We start from the raw sequence: 19,907 nt of genomic DNA, 5'->3' as shown, positions 1-19,907 counted from the left end.
AAACCATGACTTTAGAAGAAATACGCCACGAAATAGATTCGTTGGACGACCAACTGCTTACCCTCTTGAACCGTCGTATGGAATGGGTTCATAAAGTTGGCGAATTGAAACGGGCCACCAAAACGGTTATCTACCGTCCCGAACGCGAAAAAGCGATATTAGACCGGGTAAAAAAGCACAACAGAGGCCCGCTTACCTCAGACGCGATTGAGGCCATCTACTTAGAAATATTTGCGGCCGCCCGAAACATCGAACTTCCAGAGCGTATCGCTTATTTGGGCCCTGAGGGCAGTTTTACGCACCAAGCCGCCGAAAGCCGTTTTGGGGCCATGAGTGAATACATGACTCTACCAACCATCAAATCTGTGTTTGAAGCAGTAGATACCGGACGGGCAAAATTTGGCGTGATTCCGATTGAAAATAATCAAGAAGGCATTGTGTATGAGACCGTTGACTTACTCAACGAAACCAGTGTCAATATTGCGGCTGAGCTGAAAATCCCGGTCCATTTTGCGTTGGCAACGGAGTGCGAAAATCCCTCTAAAATCAAGCGTATTTACTCCAAAGACATTGCTTTTCGGCAATGCCGGGGATTCTTGAATAAATATTTTGAGCAAACCCAACCCGAAGAAATTCAGGTAGAGTCCACGTCTAAAGCGGCCAAATTAGCAGCTGAAGACCCCGAAAGTGCGGCTATTTGCTCGGTCATTGCCGCCCGTTTGTTTAGTTTGCCCGTCTTGTTTGATAACATTGAAGACAACGGTAACAACCGCACCAGGTTTTTTATTTTGGCCAAAGATTTTGTCAATCAACCCAGCGAAAACGATAAAACCACCATCATCGCTCGTTTGCCAGATACCGACAAGCCGGGGATATTGGCTGGTTTTTTGCAGGACTTCAAACGGTTGAATATCAACCTTACCAAAATCGAAAGCCGCCCGTACAAAGGCAGCGAAGATTTTAACTTCTGGTTTTTCATTGAGTTGGAGGGGTATTTTAAGGACGAAAATGTCCAGAAAGTATTCAAAAAACACCGCAATTATATCAAGTGGCTGGGTAGCTACGTCAAGAATGCGTAGCTACTCGGTGCTGTTTTATTCACTTTCTTTTTGAGTAGAAAATGAGCATCAATTGGCAGGATTTTGAAAAGGTAGAGTTGCGGGCAGGAACGATTGTTCAGGTAGAAGATTTTCCAAAAGCCCGAAAGCCTGCCTTTAAGTTGTGGGTGGATTTGGGCGACGAGATTGGTATAAAACGCAGTTCTGCCCAGCTAACCAAACTCTACTCTAAAGAGCAACTCATTCATCGTCAGGTGATTTGTGTTACTAATTTTCCCGTTAAACAAGTCGCTGATTTCCTATCTGAAGTGCTGGTTACGGGGTTTGTGTTGCCCGATGGTGAAGTGGTTTTGTCTGCTCCTGAGCGCAATGTGCCCAACGGAACCCGTCTAGCCTAAAATTTGATGGTAAATCACTACTTTATCGTGCCCCATAGTTATCCCATATTTATGAAAAAGAGCGTGTTGCTTTCCGTTTTGCTGTCATTTTGGGTACTATACCCCGTTTTGGCACAAACATCCTACCCAATTCTTCCGAAGCCGTTACAGTTAGTGCCGAAAGAAGGAACGTTTATTCTCCCTCAGAATCCTGTGATTGCCGTAGCAAGTACCGACCCCGTACTGCGCCGTTTGGCCGAAGCGCTGGCAAATAAGATTGGGAGTGTCACAGGGAAAGATACGAAGGTATTTGCGGGTAATTTTCGGGTCAAGGATGGTATCAATTTTGTCACCTCAAAAGATGATAAGCTCGGCGACGAAGGCTATTTTTTGGAAATAACGCCCAAGCGGATTATCATTACGGCCGAGCAACCCAAAGGTTTTTTTTACGGAATTCAGTCATTGTTGCAATTGATGCCTGCTGAAATTTATGGTGTGGAGAGGGCTGAGACTATAAAATGGAGTATTCCTTGCTGCCTGATTGAAGACCGACCACGCTACGCCTATCGAGGATTGATGCTTGATGCTGCGCGTTATTTTTATCCCGTCTCGTTCATCAAAAAATACATTGATTTGATTGCGTTGCACAAAATGAACACCTTTCATTGGCACCTGACGGATGACCAAGGCTGGCGGATTGAAATCAAAAAATATCCCAAATTGACCCAAATCGGTGCGCAACGCCGACAAACCATGTTGGGTCATTACAGCGACCAAAAATACGATGGTAAGCCCTATGGCGGTTTTTATACCCAAGATGAAATAAGGGAGGTAGTGAAGTACGCACAAGAGCGTTTTGTGACCGTTATTCCTGAAATTGAAATGCCCGGACACGCATTGGCGGCGCTGGCGGCCTATCCAGAATATGGCAATAACCCCGATAAAATTTACCAAGTAGGCACTAAATGGGGAGTGCATGAAGATGTTTTTGCCCCGAGAGAAGAGACATTTCGCTTTCTGGAAGGCATTCTGACCGAAGTGCTTGACTTGTTTCCCAGCCAGTACATTCACATTGGCGGGGATGAGTGCCCCAAAAAACAGTGGGCAGAAAGTCGCTTTTGTCAGGAGTTGATTAAAAAGGAAGGTTTGAAAGATGAACATGAGCTACAGAGTTATTTTATCCGCCGTATCGATAAATTCATTACCTCCAAAGGGCGTAAAATGATTGGCTGGGATGAGATTTTGGAGGGAGGAATTTCGCCAAATGCTACCGTAATGAGCTGGCAGGGAATTGAGGGAGGAGTGGCGGCGGCCAAACAGCGCCACGATGCCATTATGACGCCAGGGAATTTTTGCTATTTAGACCATTATCAGGCAGATGCCAAAACCCAGCCCATTGCCATCGGAGGGTTTACGCCCTTGGAAGAGTCGTATTTGTACGAACCTACCCCTTCCAACCTAACCCCCGATGAAGCTAAACACATTATTGGCGTTCAGGGAAATGTCTGGACCGAATATATGCCCACCTCTGAGTACGTCGAATATATGACTTTTCCGCGAGCGTGTGCATTGGCAGAAGTAGGTTGGACGGCAAAAAACGGCAAGAATATCGACGATTTTAAAAAACGCCTCGATGTTCATAAGAAGCGCCTTGACCATTTAAACGTTAATTATTTTGAAGCGCCAACCAATCATAAATTTACCTATCGGTGGCCGTTGAAAAAATAGAAATTGGGTATTTTAAAGATTGATAAGAGGACTTGTAAGGTTGTTTTGATAACTTTGTGAGTCCTTCATTTACTTTGATTTATTCCCATGTTTTTAGATAAAATTGGTGTTAAACCTTTAGTTTTGCGATACACTTTTTCCCGCCCCTTCTCTTCGTTAATTTACCTTTCGGTTTTTGTTCTTTCTGTATGGGTCATGGGCTGTAAACCGCCAACCACTACCCAGCCAAAAGCACCTGCGGAGGCATATCAACACACGAACATGGAAATTCAAAGCGAAAAACATAAATCGGTTGTTCATGTACCCATCGAGCTATCGATTGCTGAGGTAACAAAACACCTGAATGTACAGGTGCAGGGCTTGATTTATGAAGACAATAGCTTCAGCGACGATAATCAAGATAATTTTAAGATTAAAGTCTGGAAAAGAGCACCAATCGTTGCGGAGGCCAGAGATTCGTTGCTTTATTATACCGTACCACTAAAAATATGGGCTGAGAAGGCCTATAAAATAGCGCCATTGGGCATTGAAATTTCGGGTAGTCAAAGCACCGAATTTCAGTTAAATCTGAAATTTATGACCCGCGTCGGTATTGACCCCGACTGGAAAGTAAGTACCAATACCGTTTCGGCGGGCTTTGATTGGGTGACTAAACCAAGTATTAAAGTAGCGGGAATAGATATACCCATTACGGGATTGGTAAGTCGTAAGATTTCCGAAAATCTAGGCACGATTTCAAAATCCATCGATGATAACGTACGGAAAAATTTTATCATAAAACCTTACGTCATCCAAGCTTGGAATTTAATTCGTGAACCGCGACTGCTCTCCGAAGAGTACAGGTCGTGGCTTATAGTAACTCCGACCGACATTTTGGCTTCTCCTTTCGAAATTAAAAATGGAAAAATCAGTGCAACCATCGGAATTAGAGGGTTTACCCAAACCGTGATTGGGGCCAAACCAGTCATGAAGCCCGTCGTTGATGTACCCAATCTGATTATAACCAATGACATACCTCAAGGCTTTCAAATCGGATTGATTGGGGTGGTGCCTTATGAAGAGGCCTCTCGATTGGCGGCGGCTCAGTTTATCGGGAAAACATTTGATTTTAAAGACGGAAAATACAAAATTGAAGTGACGGAGATTGATATTTATGGTCAAAACGATAAACTTGTCATTAAAGCAGGATTGAAGGGAAGCATCAACGGAGTCATATACCTCAAAGGTGTTCCTTATTATGATGCCGCTACGCGCTTACTTTCTTTGAAGAATGTGGATTATGATTTGAGTACCCGAAACGTACTTGTTCAAACGGCAAATTGGCTGTTGCAGGGACGTTTTGCCAAACAAATAGAACAACAATTTGTGTTTCCAATAGGCATCCAAATTGACGAAGCCCAAAAAGCTATTCGTCAACAACTTACTAATCGTAAAGTAGCCAAAGGGGTAGATTTAGGAGGGCGTTTAGACACCTTGGTTCCTGATCAGGTATACCTAACCCCGACCTCTTTGGTAGCGTTAGTTGTTGCAAAAGGGCGCATCGAAGTTAAAATTGATGGGCTCCTATAAGTCAAAAAATTGAACGACTGTTTATGGTTATTACGATTTTTTTCTGTTTATTTGATTTTTAAAGAGCACAACTCTTCATAGATTTGTGCCCAATAGTGAATCAGGTCCGTCTTATCGTTCCAAATTAATTTTGGGAAGGAAAGTCCGGACAGCGCAGAGTACCGTACTTCCTAACAGGAAGGCAGGTCGTTGGTGACGGCGACTTGACAGCAAGTGCAACAGAAAGCAAACCGCCGAGTTTCGAACTCGTTCGAAATTGGGTAAGGGCGAAAGGGTGGGGTAAGAGCCCACCGCTCGGTTGGTGACAAGCGAGGCATGGTAAACCTTACGGGCTGAAAGACCAAATAAGTGCCGATTTTGGAGTTACTCGCTCCAATCCCCCTCAAAGGGGTATCGGCATGGGTAGGTTGATAGATTCGGACGGCAACGTCAGAACCAGATAAATGATAAGAGTCCCGACGAAAGTCGGGAAACAGAATCCGGCTTATAAGACTTGATACACTATTATTTAAGAAAATGTTAGTATTACCTTTTTGTAGTAAATAACAATCATTCATTGCCCATGAAAAAAGTCAACTTTCTGTCCACTCTATTAATTGTATCGTTTGCATTGACGAAAATTAATGCTCAGGCCCCCGCACCCAAACGCGCAGGCTATGAAGGTCCTAATAAATTGAATACATGGGCACTTACCATCACCCCCGCCCTGACTCAATTTTACGGTGATTTACGTCAGCACGACTTTAAACTGGGGCCAGAAGAACATCTAACGGGTGGTTTAGGCCTGGGATTGCACAAACAGCTATCTCCTATTTTCGGCGCAAGTCTTAACTTTTGGACTGGAAATCTGAATGGCTCCAAACAGCGACTCTACAATGCTCATTTTGAGTCAAAAGGGTTTCTGCAAACTTCAATCAACGCTCATGCCAACCTCAAGCCTATTTTGTTTGGGTATGATAAACTCAAACGTTGGAAATGGGATGTCTACGTAGGTTATGGGTACATGTGGTTCAATTCTAAAGTGTACCGTTTGGGCACCAACAATGGTACACTCTTGATTAGCAGTAATACAAATCGAAGCTCGAAAACAGCGGGTGAATGGGAAAGAGATGGATCTACCTACACACGCGAAATTGTTGTTCCTATTGGGTCGGCGATTCACTTTGAAGTTTCTCCACGTATTGATATTGGTTTAGACTTTACCTTAAACCACGTAAATTCCGAAAAATTGGATGTTACGTATGGTGGTGGTGGTGGTGAGCAATACCCAAGACAAGATATTTGGTTGTTTAGAAAAGGAGATTCAAAACAAGATAAGTGGGGGAGTGTCGGATTGGCAATTACCTACAAAATGGGCAAGAGTGCCGTAATGGCCAAGAAAGATGCCAAAGGAAATTGGGTGCATGATCCAGCCAAAGGCCGTTATCATTTGCGTTACACCAACCCTTTGTCATTGATTCCGCCACCGTATAATCCTACGATGAAAGAGGCTGACTCAATTGCCAAAGCCAATATGCCAAAGCCCGTTGATCCACGTTTGTTTACAGATTCAGATGGAGATGGCGTTGCAGACCTTTTCGACAAAGAACCAAGTACTCCGGCCAACAGCATTGTATCAGGTGGTGGGGTAGCAATGGACCTTGATAAGTACATCAAAGATATTATTGCCCGTAATTTGCCGAAGGAAGAGTGTGAAGCAATGTTTGGTAACATCGAGTTTGATACTGATAAAGCGATTGTAAAAGATCCTTCGCAGCAGATTCTTCGTCAGGTAATTGACCTACTCAATCTTCGTCCAAATTGTCGGGCGATTATCGTAGGCCATACCGACGCTCGTGCTTCTGATAACTATAACGTGCAACTTTCAAAACGCCGCGTTGAAGCCGCTAAACGTTATCTGATACGTAATGGCTTGCAGGATCCAAGCCGTATCACGCTTGAATATTACGGAGAGCTTCGTCCGCTTGCCGATAACAAATCAGTGGATGGAATGAGCCGTAACCGTCGCGTAGAAATCAGAATTTTACCGATGAATGACTTGCGGTCAACTTATCCTGCAGGTTTCCGCACGGGTAAAAAGAAAGAGCAAGAGGCAACAAAGCCAGCCCGCGAAAAGCGTCAGAGATAAAAACTCGAAATATACTTAACACAAAAAGGGTCATTTTGCTCAGCAAAATGACCCTTTTTGTGTCTTAATAACTTTGTTTCTGCCGTAAAGTGAAATAAAGCTTCGTATTTTTTAGCAGTCGAGTAGCTCAAGGCTTGGCGTGTCTCAATTCAAGCCCCACTGATGTACGAGGTTTAAATCCCGTCCATGTTGCTTCGTTAGAATTCTCTTTTAACTCTAAATACTTTTTATAGTCTAAGCCTTTGAGTTGTACGCCTAAAAATGCCGTCACAAAATGCTGATTGATATTATTTATACGACGTTCATTCCAAGCAGGTTCAGCATATCGTAGATATTCATCAAGGGGAAGCCCGGGTGTGATAGATTCGGTTGGGGGAGGGTTGGGAGCTACATTGTGACGAGCATTGATGTAGGTTAACATATAACGGTCGGTGTTGATTGCCCCATCGTATATGGCCTTGATTCCTTTTTCATATCCTGAAATATCATCTTGACTACCCGCTACAAAAAATGTAGGGACGGTAAGGCCTTTTAATCCTTCAACATCCCAAACGCCCCGCTCCATTCCCCAAGGAGCAAAAGCGACAACTGCCTTGATTCTCGGGTCAAGGGAAGCCGAAAAGGCGGCATTCCCTGCCATCCTTTTTTCTAAGGCCTTGCTGCCGCCTGTCATTTGGCCAAAAAACTTTACGGCTTGTGCACTGTAACCTGCACCAGCGGCATTGAGTGCCCCATAACCACCCATTGAGTAGCCTATCAAAGCCGTATTGTTAGCATTTACCAACCCTGACAAAAAGGTTTTACTTTCTTTATTACCCAATCGGGCCATTTCATTAAGAACAAACAAATCATCGAGCGAGCGGTTGAGTAATGTGCTGGCAAAATTTGCCGCATCGTTAAAGGTAGATTCAGTATGGTCAATGGCCACGACAATATAGCCTTTGGAAGCTAAATTTTCGGTCAGATAGGTGAGTAAATACCGAGAGCCTAAGTATCCGTGAGATACAATTAAGAGAGGGTAGGGGCCGTCGGTCTTGTCGGCTTGGGCGTTGCGTAAAGCCCGCCCCATGAATTTAAAAGGGATTAATGGCCTTTTGGGGTCATTGCTTGAGCCAAGTACTTGGTCGTATTCTACGAGTTGTTGCTTATCTGACGGAATGAGGGCAGGATACCAAATTTCTACGGTTAAAGGGCGATTGTAGAGAGTGTCCTTGCCGTTTTTTGAATGGAGTATATCCAACTGATTATTGTTGACCAACTTTAAGGTTTGAACCCCAATGTTATACTTTCCCCTCGCTGAGAGTTCGGGGGCATCAGGAAGCAAATCACCATTTATAAAGTTTGTTTGGGCGTTGGCGCTACCAATCAGAAAACACTGGGCAACGACCAATAGAGAGAGTAAAAAGGTGTTTTTTTTCATAAAAGGTGATTAGAATAAGGAAAATATAAATAAAGGGATAATCGGAACGAAGAACAGAATCCCGATGAATGACGGGGTTAATGGATAGTCAGAAACAAGGGTTAGTAGTGAAAATCAAACTAAATAGTGAGTTCTTATTCATTGAGTAATCCACTGCTTTTTAGTTTTTGCGTTACTTTATCTTTGTAAGACATTCCGATGGGAAGAAAGTAGGTGCTGACTCTCAGCTCATTGGAAGAAATACGATTAATATGATTCATGTTTACGATAAACGAGCGATGGATTCGTAAAAATGGCTCCTGAGGCAATACCTCTTCAATGTTTGACAACATCTGGTTTACCACTACCGTACCCTCCGGGGTGATAATTTTAACGTATACTCCATAGGCTTCAATGTACAGGATGTCGGTATGATTAAATCGAACCGTTGAACGGCCTGTTGGAAGGAAAACGTAGTTTTTAACGGGCGTTTTTTCCGCAATAACTTGTTGACTTGGTATTTTTTTTGTGGCGCGTTGGATAGATTTTAGGAGACGAGTGTACGAAAAAGGTTTTGTAAGAAAGTCAATCACATCAAAGTCAAAGCAATCCACTGCTAATTCTACGTGCGAAGAAGTAACGACAACTGGCGCATGGGCTGGAAATAGTTTCAATAACTCTAGTCCAGACAGATCAGGAAGTTCAATGTCTAAAAAAATTAGATCTGCCGTTTTTCTATTGAGATATTCAAATGCTTCAGTAACTGTTCCACACACAACAGCGTCTTCAAACATATTGGTTTTAGTGAGGAGATATACTAAGCTTTTTTGGGCAAGGGGATCATCTTCTACAATTAAAGGGATAAGTTTATGTTCCATATCGTTGAATAAATGTGTATATTATTGATAGTATGCTGGAAAAATAATCAGGGAATAATACGCCGCAAAAGATTGGATGCGTTAATATAGCAAAGCTTTTTAACTTTAAGTTGGCTTATTTTACTCATTTATATATTTAATTGTAGGTTTTATATAAAAAAAGGTCTCGTTCATTAATATTTTGTGAATTGTAAAAATACCCAATGTATTTTTGTACCAGCACTTTACCCTGCATATTCTTCCTCGTATTACTACTAGACTTCTCACCAAATTCATACCAAAATTTGTTTGGCAAATTTTGGTATTATTTAATGAATCTAAGATTTATTTTGGTTTTTTGAATAATTATCCTTAATTAGAGACTGAATTTTATTCAAAAAGACATACGAGCGTAGTATCCTATTCAGAAATTGCTGTTAAAAGGCATATTCAGAAATTGCTGTTAAAAGGCATATTCAGAAAAATTCTTAGATAGGATTAATAAATGGTTATTCTTAAAAAAAATTATAATATATCTTTAGTTACATTCATATAATGAAACTTTTTGAACAATTAGTTCGTGTTTTAGTGGGATGCCTGTTGGTGATTTGTTTAATCATCGTTTCTCCTCTTCTTTTTCCCTATTTGGTTGTTAATCAGCCTTTTTCTCTGCCAAAGTTTAATTAAATTCGTGAACTATACTTTGGGTATATCCATTTTCTAAAAATGAATATACCAATAACAGCCCAACACGAATCTTGGGATGGTTGTTTGTGTTTTTATTAATGTGTTTAAGTCTTCGATTCTTCTTCAATCGTTTTGAAGAAAGCATAAAGCCTCGACTAGAATATTTACGGACGTATACACCCCTGTGGGTTATATTTGACGTTGCAGGGGAAATAGAGTATAGTTATGGAAAATTTGTCTTGGGAAAAAATATTTACTACAGGAATACACCAAAATCTATCTCCATTAGATGAACAGCGTATTAGGCTATGTAATGTGCTGAATATCTGCTGTTTAGTGCTGCAGATGATTTTGTCTTTGATGGATTTTTTTTGGGGAGACGGTGCCATTATGGTTATTTTAATGGTTGTTCTTGCCATTATAAATTTACCACTTTATTTAATGCTTAAAGCCTACCAGTACAGAGTTGGTTTTATTTACATATTTGTGGTAACCCACTTCATTTTAATGGCAGTTGCCGTTTTTAATCAAGCTTTGGGCAAAATAGATGACTTGCAAATCGTTGTTGTGGGTCTATCTGCCATGGGCATGGTGCTTTTTGATAGGTATCTTCAAGCAGCGGCAATCGTATTTAATGTAGCGGTTTATTGGATTATTGTCTTGGTTATCAAAGATGTATCTCGGGATTGGACCTACGGTAATTACTATTCAGTAATTGTGAATTTTACGGTTTGTTATTTTTTTATATGTGTTTGCGTATATTTCAATAAGTCAATTTTAAGGCAATTTCAGGCGTTGTTAATCAAAAGAAATGAGCAACTGTCTCAGCAAACGCTTGATTTACAGGGAATAAATCAGTATAAAGACCAGTTATTTGCCGTAATCAGTCATGATCTTCGCTCTCCTCTGTATCATTTGCAGTCTACCATAAGACGGCTCAATGAAGGTAACCTCTCGTTGGACCAATCTAAGCAGATTATTAATGAAATAGATTTTAAAACAAAAGATGTAAGCCTGTTGCTGAGTAATTTATTGAATTGGGCTAATTTACAACTGAGCGGATATAAAAGTGTGATTGTTGAGATACCCATCCGGGAAGTAGTGGAAGAAGCAGTTCTTTTTCAAAAGGAAGAAATAAATGCAAAACAAATTCAGGTGCTAAATAATGTGCCTGTCCGAACCCTAGGATGGGGAGATGAAAGTCATTTGCAGTTAATTTTAAGAAATTTATTGAACAATGCAGTTAAGTTTTCCTTTCCTGAGGGCAGGATTATCATTGAAGCCGAAGAAAAGACCGATAAAACAGTCATTTCTATTCAGGATACAGGCATGGGAATTGGACCAGAAGAGTTAGAAATGGCCTTAACGGGCGCTTCACGTTTAAGTACACTCGGTACAAATGGCGAAAAAGGGAATGGAATGGGTCTTTGGATAAGCCGGGAGTTTATTCGTAAAAATGGGGGAGAATTGTGGGCAACTAGCTGCGTAGGAGAAGGTAGTAGGTTTTATTTTACGGTGCCTAACCGACAATTTTAATCAATTATCCCATTATTTTTTAGCGTTTGTCGTACCTTATCTTTGTGAGACAAACCAACCGGAATTTGAAAACTGCCAACCCATAAGTCATTGGGCTCTATCCGATTAAGATGTTCAAGGTTGATTAAGAAAGAGCGGTGAATTCTCAAAAAAGAAGTTGCGGGTAGATCTTTTTCTATACTTGACAACATTTGGTTAACGACCACCACCCCTGATTTCGTGATTACTTTTACATAAATGCCGTAGGCTTCGATGTATAAAATATCATTTAACTCAAACCGCTCCGAGGCACGCCCCGTTTGTAGAAAGATATGTTTTTTTGATGACATATCTTCCGCCGATGTTTGAATAGAAGGTAGTTTTTGGATTGCGCGATGAATACCCCGCAACAATCTGGTATAAGTGTAAGGTTTACTTAAGAAATCAGCTACGTCAAACTCAAAACAATCAATGGCTAGTTGGACATGAGAAGATGTAATGATAACGGGTGGGTGGTTTTCAAGGAGTCTTAACAGTTCTAAACCTGAAAAATCGCGTAGTTCAAGGTCTAAAAAAAGAATATCTACCGTTTGACCGATGAGATGGCTGTAGGATTCCATTACTGTGGTATAAACAGTAGGCTTTTCAAACATATTTGTTCTACCTAAAAAGAGGTCCAATTCTGCCGCTGCAACAGGGTCATCCTCAACGATAAGTGCAGCGAATTTATTCTTCATTAGATAGGTTAATTTTCTAAGTAAAAAAGGCATTCATCAAAAATAAACAGCTTTTGTTGATTTTCAGCATCCATTTAGATTTTCATAGCTTTCGTATAAAAAAAAACACGATTCATTATATACAAATAGATTAATATGAGTTTTAACATATATTTGTAAAAAAAGAACGGTTGATTAAAACAGATTCGTAAAATAATTGTTAATACATATATATTGGTATTTTTACTTTATTAGGAACACAATAATATAAGTAGTTATAGACGCCGAAATGGAGAGGTAAATGATATGTTGAAGCGATAATGGGTGTTACTTATTTATGAATAAATGACGATTCTTTCCGAAGTAGTACCGAACAAGATTCCTGATGCGTCCATAGCATAGAGTCATTTTCGGATATAAAAATTTTTCATAACGTTGAGTATAGTAGTACAGGCACAGTGAAATCCACTGTGCTTTGTCTTTTTATAGCCTTCTTCGTTTCTTCCCAAGCCCAACTCCTCATCAATCAATTTTTTTGGTAAATTCTTCATTTTAAAATTAAAACTGAAAAATAAGTTGTATAACTGAAAAATAAGTTGTATAACTGAAAAATACGTTATATGTTTGGTGTATGGAAGAACTAACACGCACCGAAGAGCGCATCATGCAAATCATTTGGGATTTGGGAAGATGCTTTGTTAAAGATGTCATTGACCGCATGGACGATGACCCCAAGCCTCCTTACAACACCATTTCGTCGGTGGTGCGGATTTTGGAGAAAAAAGGCTACGTAGGATTTAAAGCCTATGGAAAAACCTACGAGTATTTTCCGATAGTGGCAAAAGAAGATTATGGAAAGCAAACCTTTCGCAAGGTATTGGCCAATTATTTTGATAATTCGCCCGCGAGTTTGTTGTCATTTATGGTCAATGACAAGACGTTAGACGCTACTGAAATCGAACGACTTCGCCAACTTATCAACAATCAATGACATGCTGCTGATTGCGTATTTGCTCAAAGTATCGACCTGTTTGGGCTTGTTTTACGGGCTGTACTATTTTTTGTTCCGACAATTTACGTTTCACCGCCTCAACCGCATTTACCTGCTGTTGGCTTTGCTGTTGAGTTTTATGATTCCCTTTGTAGAATTAGAGCAAAAGCGAATCGTAGAGGTAGCACCCACCGTTGCAGAGCCAATAGTTATGCCGCAAAATGAGGTTTTTGAAGGGGAGATTAATGCAAAATCGACTGAAAATGAGGGTATTATCAATGGGTCAGGCCAAGAGGTTTTCGATTCTGAAATTAAGTCTTGGCTGTTGACTTTGACTTGGGACGAATGGAGTATAGTGATTTACGGTATGGGTCTTTTAGTAGCTCTGATAGTGCTTATACGAAGGCTTTGGGAAATAGTACTGTTGAGCAGACAACAGCAAAATGACGCCAACAAAGACTGGATAGAAATATCGGGTTCCTTTACGGCTGCTTCGTTTTTGGGATTCATTTTTCTGAATTCAAAGGCATTGACTGAAGAAGAGACTCAGCAGGTACTGTTGCATGAGCGCACGCACGCCCAACTGTTTCACTCAGCAGATGTGCTTTTTGTAGAGCTTTGCAAAGTGATTTTATGGTTTAATCCCATTGTGTATCTCTGTAAAAAATCGCTGGTCGAAATACATGAATATGAGGTTGATGAGCACTTGGCAACGCAGTTGGACGCCAAAACCTACGCCCATTTGATTTTGAAACTGGCAATACATTCTTCGCACTCCCTGATTCATCCATTTGGAAAGCATCCTGTTACGAATCGAATTCATTTCTTATTTCAGAAACCAACTACTGCCATGAAAAAATTATTGTATGCCTTTGTACTGCCGCTGATACTGGCGGGCGTTTTGGCCTTTGCGCCGCGTAAAGAAGTGATTGTTTATAAAGAGAGTGTTGCCAAAATGAGCGTTGCGAAAGTTGAAACTGCTAAAGATGTGCCAGTGAAGGTGTATCCTTTGAGAGTACATAACAAACATGTGTGGTGGTATTTTAAACAACAGAAAATGGAAGCACTAAATTATTTTAGTGAAAGTAATCTGACATTGAATGATCTTTGCATGTTAGAATCGGGAGGTGTATATTACCTTGTCAATCCTAATTCTCTGAATATCAAAGATATTGCCGAAGTTAATCGTTTGACTGCCAAGCGATGGAAAGTGGAAATCGCAATTATAGAACATTCTTTAGATGCAGAGGGAAAACTGGCTAAAATTAGTTTAGCAATTAAAAACCTCAAAACGAATCAACTCTCTGCTCCTGAAATCATTGATATGGCAGAAGCACGAGAATTAGGAAAACAGGGGGCGTATTTGTATTTGGAAATGAGAAATCCTTATTGGAAGCCACAAATTACATTAGAGTATGGCGATAAAAGTCTAACCGTCAGCAAATGTTCTAAAATGGGAAAAGAGCATCAAATGTCTGCAGGCTTAAAACTCAGTAAGGACCAGATTGAATACGCCGTTTATCCTGATAAAGCCAACCTGCCAACTTTTCAGAAAGTAAGCGCATACTTCAAGAAAGAAGGATTTAACTTGATGATTTCGAATGAAAAATACGATACTAATCAGCAACTTTCATCCTTCGATCTAGCGGTTACAAATGATAAAAATGAAATAGTGAACCGTAGGATTGTATTGAACAACTTACGATACTATGTTCATTTGGTCACAAGACCTGAGAGTAGGAACCGATATGATGAGCCGCTCATTATTCGGGCTAATAAATTCAGCAGAAAAATACAAATTGAAACAACGACCGAGCGGAGTGAATATTTCAAGAAAAAAGGCCTTTTAAAGCCTTTTATCCCTGAAAAAGCCGAAGTTAAGCCCCCAAAAACGGTCCAAAATGAAGCGATTACTGAGGAAAATTCGGAGGAATTCAGTAAGGTTGTGAAGGATATGTACTCAAAAGATATCTTCTTTAAACGGGTTCAGATAAAGGCTAAAATTGATGGAGTAAAAGATGTGCTAATTTTTGCCCGGAGTGGCGAAGGTGTAACAGCAACAGGCTTAGCGGTAGCCGCAGGGAAATTTCCGGTTTATTATTTGGATGGCGTGAAGGTGGAAGAGGAGATTGTCAAGTCATTACGTCCTTCTCACATAAAAAAAGTAGATATACTTGAACCAGCATACAATAGATACTCAGCGTTTGTAAAAGAACACAAGCTTGATGTGAAAAATGAAAAATTTGTGTGGATGGTGAGAAGGGCGTTTGATTTCAAAAAACTGCCTTCTCCAAATCTATCTTATTCAACAAGGTAAATTTACTTTTCGGGAGGTAAACCGACTTTTAGCGTTTTTTGCTATTTTTGGATTGATTCCTTTCACTTATCAACCTAAACTATGCAAAAAACATTCTACACCGCGCTACTAGCAGTGGCTATTAGTACAATGGGCTGGACTCAGTCTAAAAAAGCCCCCAAACTCTCCCCTGAGCAAGTCCGTCTCGAAAAACTTAAACAAGAAGCGGTCGCAGGCGTTGAAAAACGTGCTGTGATGGGACAGCAAATCAACGATATGTTGTTCAGTTTTTCAGAATTGGGCTTCCAAGAGGTTGAAACCCATCGGTATTTAACCGAATTGTTAGAAAAAAATGGATTTACCATTGAGCGTGGCATCTCCAATATGCCTACGGCTTGGTTGGCCAAATGGGGGAGTGGAAAGCCCGTCATCGCCATCGGCTCAGACGTTGATTGTATTCCGAAGGCTTCCCAAAAGCCAGGAGTAGCCTATCAGGACCCCATTGTAGTGGGAGCGCCAGGGCATGGTGAAGGCCATAACTCAGGGCAAGCGTTGAACATCATTTCGGCATTGGCGGTAAAAGAAATCATGGAACGTGAGAAAATCCCCGGTACATTGGTGCTTTGGCCGGGTGTAGCTGAGGAGTTGGTAGGGGCCAAGGCATTTTATGTTCGAGATGGCTATTTCAAAGATGTGGATGCTTGTATTTTTACGCACGTAGCCAACAATCTGGGCGTTTCGTACGGCGATGCGGGCAATAATGGCTTGGTGTCGGTACGATTTAATTTTGAAGGAGCCGCCGCCCACGCAGCAGGAGCACCGTGGCGGGGTCGGAGTGCATTGGATGCGGTAGAATTGATGAATGTAGGTTGGAACTTTCGCCGTGAGCATTTGGAACTGACACAACGCTCGCATTATGTGATTCCTGACGGTGGAGACCAGCCCAACGTCGTTCCTTCCAAAGCGGCCGTTTGGTATTATTTCCGCGAACGCTCCTATCCCAAAATCAAAAAGCTGTTTGACATTGGCGTCAAAATTGCCGAAGGTGCAGCTTTGATGACGGATACAAAGTTTAGCTACGAAATTTTGGGGTCTGCGTGGCCCGGACACTTCAGTAAGCCCATTGCCGAAGCGATGTACGAAAATATCAAAAAAGTAGGTTTACCGACGTGGTCAGAAGAGGACCAAATGCTTGCAATGGCTTCCCAAAAAGAACTTCAAGCACCTAAAATTACAGGTTTAGCCACAAAAGTAGATACAATAGGCCTACCCGCCGATTCTCCTACGCGTATGATGGGCGGGCAAGGAATGTCAATGGGTGGCGGCTCTGACGATATTGCCGATATTTCTTGGTCATTGCCCACCATCGTTTTACGCTATCCATCCAACATTCCTGGGTTGCCCGGACACCACTGGTCAAACGCGATTTCAATGGCGACCCCCATTGCGCACAAAGGCGTGGTTTATGGGGCAAAAGCGGAAGCCATGACCTTGATTGACATGCTGTTGAAACCCGAAATCATCAAAGAGGCTTGGGATTACTATAAAAACGAGCAGACGAAAGAGATGAAATACGAGCCTTTGATTTCGCCCAAAGAAGTTCCCGCCGTATATCTGAACCATACCATTATGGAGAAATTCAAGCCCGAACTTTCAAAATATTACTACGACCCCACGAAATACAAGACTTATTTGGAGCAGTTGGGAATCAAATATCCAACGCTTCGTGACGACCAGAAAGAAGACCTCAAGAAAATTAAAATAGAAGGAGGGAAGTAAACAATCATTAAACAAAGAGAGCCACCTTAATAGTGGCTCTCTTCGTTTAATTTAGGCTTGGTTAACGGTGTATTGTTGAATCGGAGCGGCTACTTTGTCGAGGCCAAACTGTTTACTGATATGTTCATGGACAAAATAATACGTTTCCCAATAGGTAGTGGCTTTTGTCCATACCCTTACGTCGAAAAAGATGGCATTTTCGGTGAGCTTAGTCACCAATACATCGTGGGTTGTCGCGTTGGCATACGGGCAGGCCGCAATTACTTTTTCAATGCTGGCGCGGATTTTATCAACTCCGTTTTGACTACCGGCGGCAAATACCATATCGACCCTGATGTCTCCCTTCGTGGAAATATTGGTAATCGGTCCCGTTGATAATGGGCCGTTGGGAAGCGTAACCGTTTTATTATCAACCGTTACTAGCACCGTATCAAAGATGCGAATCGCTTCTACATTACCCGTAAAGCCCTGTGCGTTTATCAAATCACCAACTCGAAATGGTTTAAAGAGTAGGAGCAAAACACCACCCGCAAAATTGGCCAGACTGCCTTGCAGGGCCAGACCAACGGCCAAACCTGCCGCTCCCAAAACCGCTACGAATGAAGTCGTTTGTACACCCAAAATTCCCGCACAGCTTATGAGGAGCATAACGGTTAGTGCCACTCCCACCAGTGATTTGAGAAATGGTTGTACATCGCGGTCAATGTGACTGCTATTCATCCGTTGACCGATGAAGCTCATGACACGCCCAATAATGAAGCGACCAATGATAAAAACTACAATCGCCAACAAAATTTTTCCACCGTACTGTGTAATGGCCAAAATGAGCTGGTCTTTGATTGAGTCGAGTTTAATATCCATCTTGAGGTTTAGGTTTTAATTGATTTAGCTATTTTTACATACCTTGATTGAAAATTAAGACTGAAATAAAATAGTTAGGTCACATTATGAAAGATGATGAATTGGTGGTCTGTAAGCACCTAATAGACCGCAACCAATTCAATCTCAATGAATTTGTCTGGCTGAACCAGCGTTGCAATACCAATGGTAGAGCGGCAGGGTTTTACTGGATTCTCCTTGGTTCCGAAGTACTGCGCGTAGGCATCAAACCAGCCTTGAAAATCAAATTTGTTGTTTTGAAACATATCGGGGGCAACGTACACTCGTAGGTACAATACGTCTTTAAAAGATAATTTTTGCTTCGCCAACGCCGCTTGTAATTTTTTCAAAATACTCAAAGCCTGGGTTTTGGTGTTGCCAAAACGTGCATACGTGCCCACTTGGGCACTGCTATCGGCTACATCTGCGACAATGCCGCTGGACCAAAACATTTTTTTTCCTTCTGGTATAACCGCCCCCGACGATATTGCCGAAGAAGGTGTACCAAAAAACTCAACGGCTTGGGCGTGGGTGAGTGTTGAGACAAAAAATGAAAAAACAACAAGCCCAATGAAAGTGAATAGTTTTTGCATAATTTAAAGGTTTTGTGTTGTTGAATAGTGAAATGTAAAAATATAGTATTTTGAAATGTAAAATAGCCAAAATTATATTTTGTTGTATGCCTTTTTAAAAGTAGATTTGATATAAGTTTTAATATTGCCGAAGGCCGCACGGCAATAACGATTTCATTCAACACTCTAATCCTTCTTTATGAATCGTCGTGGATTTATCCAACAGGCCGCTATTGCGGGCAGTTGGGCGGCTGTGGGTAGTACGGTTGCTTCTTGCGCTACTACCGCAAAAGGATATGCCGATAAGCATTTCCAAATCAACATGGGACAGTATCGTATCCCTAAATTGCGCCTTTCAATGGACCGTATCGTTCGGGAAACCGTGGGGCTTCGGCCTTTCCGAACCATTGGTCCAAGGCTCGAATCGGAGCAGTTAGGTAGCAAAACCCTCGTTCATAATTATGGTCATGGGGGGAGCGGTTGGTCGTTGTCGTGGGGTTCGGGCATGTTGGCGCGCGAAGAAGTTCTGAAAACGGGCGTTAAACAGGTCGCCGTGATTGGAGCGGGCACCATCGGTCTCACCACCGCGCGACTGTTGCAAGAAAAAGGCATTGAAGTAACCATCTACGCCAAAGACCTGGCCCCCAACGTCACCAGTAGCTTGGCTACCGGAACATGGTCGCCGTCGTCGAGGGTGTGCGACCCGCAAAAAGCAACTCCTGAATTTAAGGCGTGGTGGGAAAAAGCCACCCGTTTATCTTTCAGGGCGTTTCAGTTTCAGTTGGGCCTAAACGATATTATCTCGTGGGTGGATGAGTACAACGTATTCAACGAGCCACCCGCAGAGCGCCCCAACTCCGAAATATTTGCCGATTTGTCGGGATTGGTGCCTGAACGAATTATGTTGGGCAAAAAAGAACATCCGTTTAAGGCCGATTATGTATCAAGGCGCTCCAATGTCATGATTAATATTCCGACCTATCTGCACAAACACATGACCGACTTTTTGTTGTTTGGTGGAAAGGTTAAAATCCAAGAAATCAAGAAAATAGAAGATATTGACGCTCTCCCCGAAAAATGCGTGGTCAATTGTATGGGTTTAGGGGCCAAAGCGATTTTTAACGATGAGCATCTGACACCCGTTTCGGGGCAGCTTTCGTGCCTGATTCCGCAGCCCGAGGTGACTTATAAACTCAATACCAAAGGTGCGAGCATTATTTCCAGAAAAGACGGTATTTATTTAGGAGGTAACGGAATTGTTGGGAATTGGGACACGACACCGAGCCGCGAGCAGACCGAAAAAGTGGTGGCAGTTTTACAGAAATTGATGGAAGATATGCGGGCCTGAAAAATATT

The 19,907-nt window shown here is 41.7% G+C and carries 15 protein-coding genes and 1 other RNA gene; 11 read left to right on the top strand and 5 right to left on the bottom strand.

Annotation, left to right across the window (positions count from 1 at the left end):
• Positions 1 to 5 precede the first annotated feature (5 nt).
• The 6 genes from pheA (at position 6) to DVG78_RS08710 (ending at position 6,860) form a co-directional block, all read left to right on the top strand.
• A complete protein-coding gene (pheA, locus tag DVG78_RS08735) occupies positions 6 to 1,079 on the top strand; it encodes a prephenate dehydratase (protein WP_114460718.1) in 1,074 nt (357 codons plus the stop codon).
• Between the two features lie 41 nt (positions 1,080 to 1,120).
• A complete protein-coding gene (locus DVG78_RS08730) occupies positions 1,121 to 1,456 on the top strand; it encodes a tRNA-binding protein (RefSeq protein ID WP_114460717.1) in 336 nt (111 codons plus the stop codon).
• A 51-nt stretch (positions 1,457 to 1,507) separates the two neighbouring features.
• On the top strand, positions 1,508 to 3,163 hold the full coding sequence (locus DVG78_RS08725) for a beta-N-acetylhexosaminidase (RefSeq protein ID WP_114460716.1): 1,656 nt from the start codon (positions 1,508 to 1,510) through the stop codon (positions 3,161 to 3,163).
• 261 nt (positions 3,164 to 3,424) lie between these two features.
• Positions 3,425 to 4,732: a DUF4403 family protein gene (locus tag DVG78_RS08720; protein WP_229598169.1), complete on the top strand. Its 1,308-nt coding sequence runs from the start codon at positions 3,425 to 3,427 to the stop codon at positions 4,730 to 4,732.
• A 98-nt stretch (positions 4,733 to 4,830) separates the two neighbouring features.
• An RNA gene (rnpB, locus tag DVG78_RS08715) (RNase P RNA component class A) lies at positions 4,831 to 5,235 on the top strand.
• Positions 5,236 to 5,294: 59 nt separating this feature from the next.
• Entirely contained in the window at positions 5,295 to 6,860 is a 1,566-nt protein-coding gene (locus DVG78_RS08710; RefSeq protein ID WP_114460714.1) for an OmpA family protein, read from the top strand.
• 127 nt (positions 6,861 to 6,987) lie between these two features.
• Here the strand turns inward: DVG78_RS08710 and DVG78_RS08705 are convergent, their stop codons facing one another.
• A complete protein-coding gene (locus DVG78_RS08705) occupies positions 6,988 to 8,280 on the bottom strand; it encodes an alpha/beta hydrolase family protein (protein WP_114460713.1) in 1,293 nt (430 codons plus the stop codon).
• A gap of 134 nt (positions 8,281 to 8,414) precedes the next feature.
• Entirely contained in the window at positions 8,415 to 9,137 is a 723-nt protein-coding gene (locus tag DVG78_RS08700) for a LytR/AlgR family response regulator transcription factor (protein ID WP_114460712.1), read from the bottom strand.
• 891 nt (positions 9,138 to 10,028) lie between these two features.
• On the opposite strand from DVG78_RS08700, the gene DVG78_RS08695 reads away from it, so the two are divergent.
• A complete protein-coding gene (locus tag DVG78_RS08695; RefSeq protein WP_114460711.1) occupies positions 10,029 to 11,339 on the top strand; it encodes a sensor histidine kinase in 1,311 nt (436 codons plus the stop codon).
• Here DVG78_RS08695 and DVG78_RS08690 read toward each other — a convergent pair.
• Positions 11,336 to 12,055, bottom strand: a complete 720-nt coding sequence (locus DVG78_RS08690; RefSeq protein WP_114460828.1) for a LytR/AlgR family response regulator transcription factor — start codon at positions 12,053 to 12,055, stop codon at positions 11,336 to 11,338. The genes DVG78_RS08695 and DVG78_RS08690 overlap by 4 nt on opposite strands.
• A gap of 610 nt (positions 12,056 to 12,665) precedes the next feature.
• On the opposite strand from DVG78_RS08690, the gene DVG78_RS08685 reads away from it, so the two are divergent.
• From DVG78_RS08685 to DVG78_RS08675, 3 genes are all read left to right on the top strand, one after another.
• Complete coding sequence (locus tag DVG78_RS08685; protein WP_114460710.1) at positions 12,666 to 13,025, top strand: BlaI/MecI/CopY family transcriptional regulator; 360 nt, start codon at positions 12,666 to 12,668, stop codon at positions 13,023 to 13,025.
• Positions 13,026 to 13,164: 139 nt separating this feature from the next.
• The gene (locus DVG78_RS08680; protein ID WP_158549993.1) at positions 13,165 to 15,342 is read left to right on the top strand and encodes a M56 family metallopeptidase; all 2,178 of its coding nucleotides are present in this window, start codon (positions 13,165 to 13,167) and stop codon (positions 15,340 to 15,342) included.
• 81 nt (positions 15,343 to 15,423) lie between these two features.
• Positions 15,424 to 17,100 (top strand): amidohydrolase, encoded by a 1,677-nt coding sequence (locus tag DVG78_RS08675; RefSeq protein ID WP_114460708.1) that lies wholly within the window; start codon positions 15,424 to 15,426, stop codon positions 17,098 to 17,100.
• 51 nt (positions 17,101 to 17,151) lie between these two features.
• Here the strand turns inward: DVG78_RS08675 and DVG78_RS08670 are convergent, their stop codons facing one another.
• Positions 17,152 to 17,961 (bottom strand): mechanosensitive ion channel family protein, encoded by an 810-nt coding sequence (locus tag DVG78_RS08670; RefSeq protein WP_114460707.1) that lies wholly within the window; start codon positions 17,959 to 17,961, stop codon positions 17,152 to 17,154.
• A 119-nt stretch (positions 17,962 to 18,080) separates the two neighbouring features.
• On the bottom strand, positions 18,081 to 18,572 hold the full coding sequence (locus tag DVG78_RS08665; RefSeq protein WP_114460706.1) for a RidA family protein: 492 nt from the start codon (positions 18,570 to 18,572) through the stop codon (positions 18,081 to 18,083).
• Positions 18,573 to 18,750: 178 nt separating this feature from the next.
• On the opposite strand from DVG78_RS08665, the gene DVG78_RS08660 reads away from it, so the two are divergent.
• The gene (locus tag DVG78_RS08660) at positions 18,751 to 19,899 is read left to right on the top strand and encodes an FAD-dependent oxidoreductase (protein ID WP_114460705.1); all 1,149 of its coding nucleotides are present in this window, start codon (positions 18,751 to 18,753) and stop codon (positions 19,897 to 19,899) included.
• The last annotated feature ends 8 nt before the right edge of the window (positions 19,900 to 19,907 follow it).

The sequence above is a fragment of the Runella aurantiaca genome (assembly GCF_003339505.1).
Taxonomy (GTDB): domain Bacteria; phylum Bacteroidota; class Bacteroidia; order Cytophagales; family Spirosomataceae; genus Runella; species Runella aurantiaca.
Note: the sequence above shows the minus strand (reverse complement) of the source record. Positions and strands in the feature narration are given on the sequence as shown.

Bases quoted from the DNA above. Each gene is read 5' to 3' on its own strand.
- pheA (WP_114460718.1), top strand. From the start codon at position 6: ATGACTTTAGAAGAAATACGCCACGAAATAGATTCGTTGGACGACCAA.
- DVG78_RS08730 (WP_114460717.1), top strand. From the start codon at position 1,121: ATGAGCATCAATTGGCAGGATTTTGAAAAGGTAGAGTTGCGGGCAGGA.
- DVG78_RS08725 (WP_114460716.1), top strand. From the start codon at position 1,508: ATGAAAAAGAGCGTGTTGCTTTCCGTTTTGCTGTCATTTTGGGTACTA.
- DVG78_RS08720 (WP_229598169.1), top strand. From the start codon at position 3,425: ATGGAAATTCAAAGCGAAAAACATAAATCGGTTGTTCATGTACCCATC.
- DVG78_RS08710 (WP_114460714.1), top strand. From the start codon at position 5,295: ATGAAAAAAGTCAACTTTCTGTCCACTCTATTAATTGTATCGTTTGCA.
- DVG78_RS08705 (WP_114460713.1), bottom strand. From the start codon at position 8,280: ATGAAAAAAAACACCTTTTTACTCTCTCTATTGGTCGTTGCCCAGTGT.
- DVG78_RS08700 (WP_114460712.1), bottom strand. From the start codon at position 9,137: ATGGAACATAAACTTATCCCTTTAATTGTAGAAGATGATCCCCTTGCC.
- DVG78_RS08695 (WP_114460711.1), top strand. From the start codon at position 10,029: ATGGAAAATTTGTCTTGGGAAAAAATATTTACTACAGGAATACACCAA.
- DVG78_RS08690 (WP_114460828.1), bottom strand. From the start codon at position 12,055: ATGAAGAATAAATTCGCTGCACTTATCGTTGAGGATGACCCTGTTGCA.
- DVG78_RS08685 (WP_114460710.1), top strand. From the start codon at position 12,666: ATGGAAGAACTAACACGCACCGAAGAGCGCATCATGCAAATCATTTGG.
- DVG78_RS08680 (WP_158549993.1), top strand. From the start codon at position 13,165: ATGATTCCCTTTGTAGAATTAGAGCAAAAGCGAATCGTAGAGGTAGCA.
- DVG78_RS08675 (WP_114460708.1), top strand. From the start codon at position 15,424: ATGCAAAAAACATTCTACACCGCGCTACTAGCAGTGGCTATTAGTACA.
- DVG78_RS08670 (WP_114460707.1), bottom strand. From the start codon at position 17,961: ATGGATATTAAACTCGACTCAATCAAAGACCAGCTCATTTTGGCCATT.
- DVG78_RS08665 (WP_114460706.1), bottom strand. From the start codon at position 18,572: ATGCAAAAACTATTCACTTTCATTGGGCTTGTTGTTTTTTCATTTTTT.
- DVG78_RS08660 (WP_114460705.1), top strand. From the start codon at position 18,751: ATGAATCGTCGTGGATTTATCCAACAGGCCGCTATTGCGGGCAGTTGG.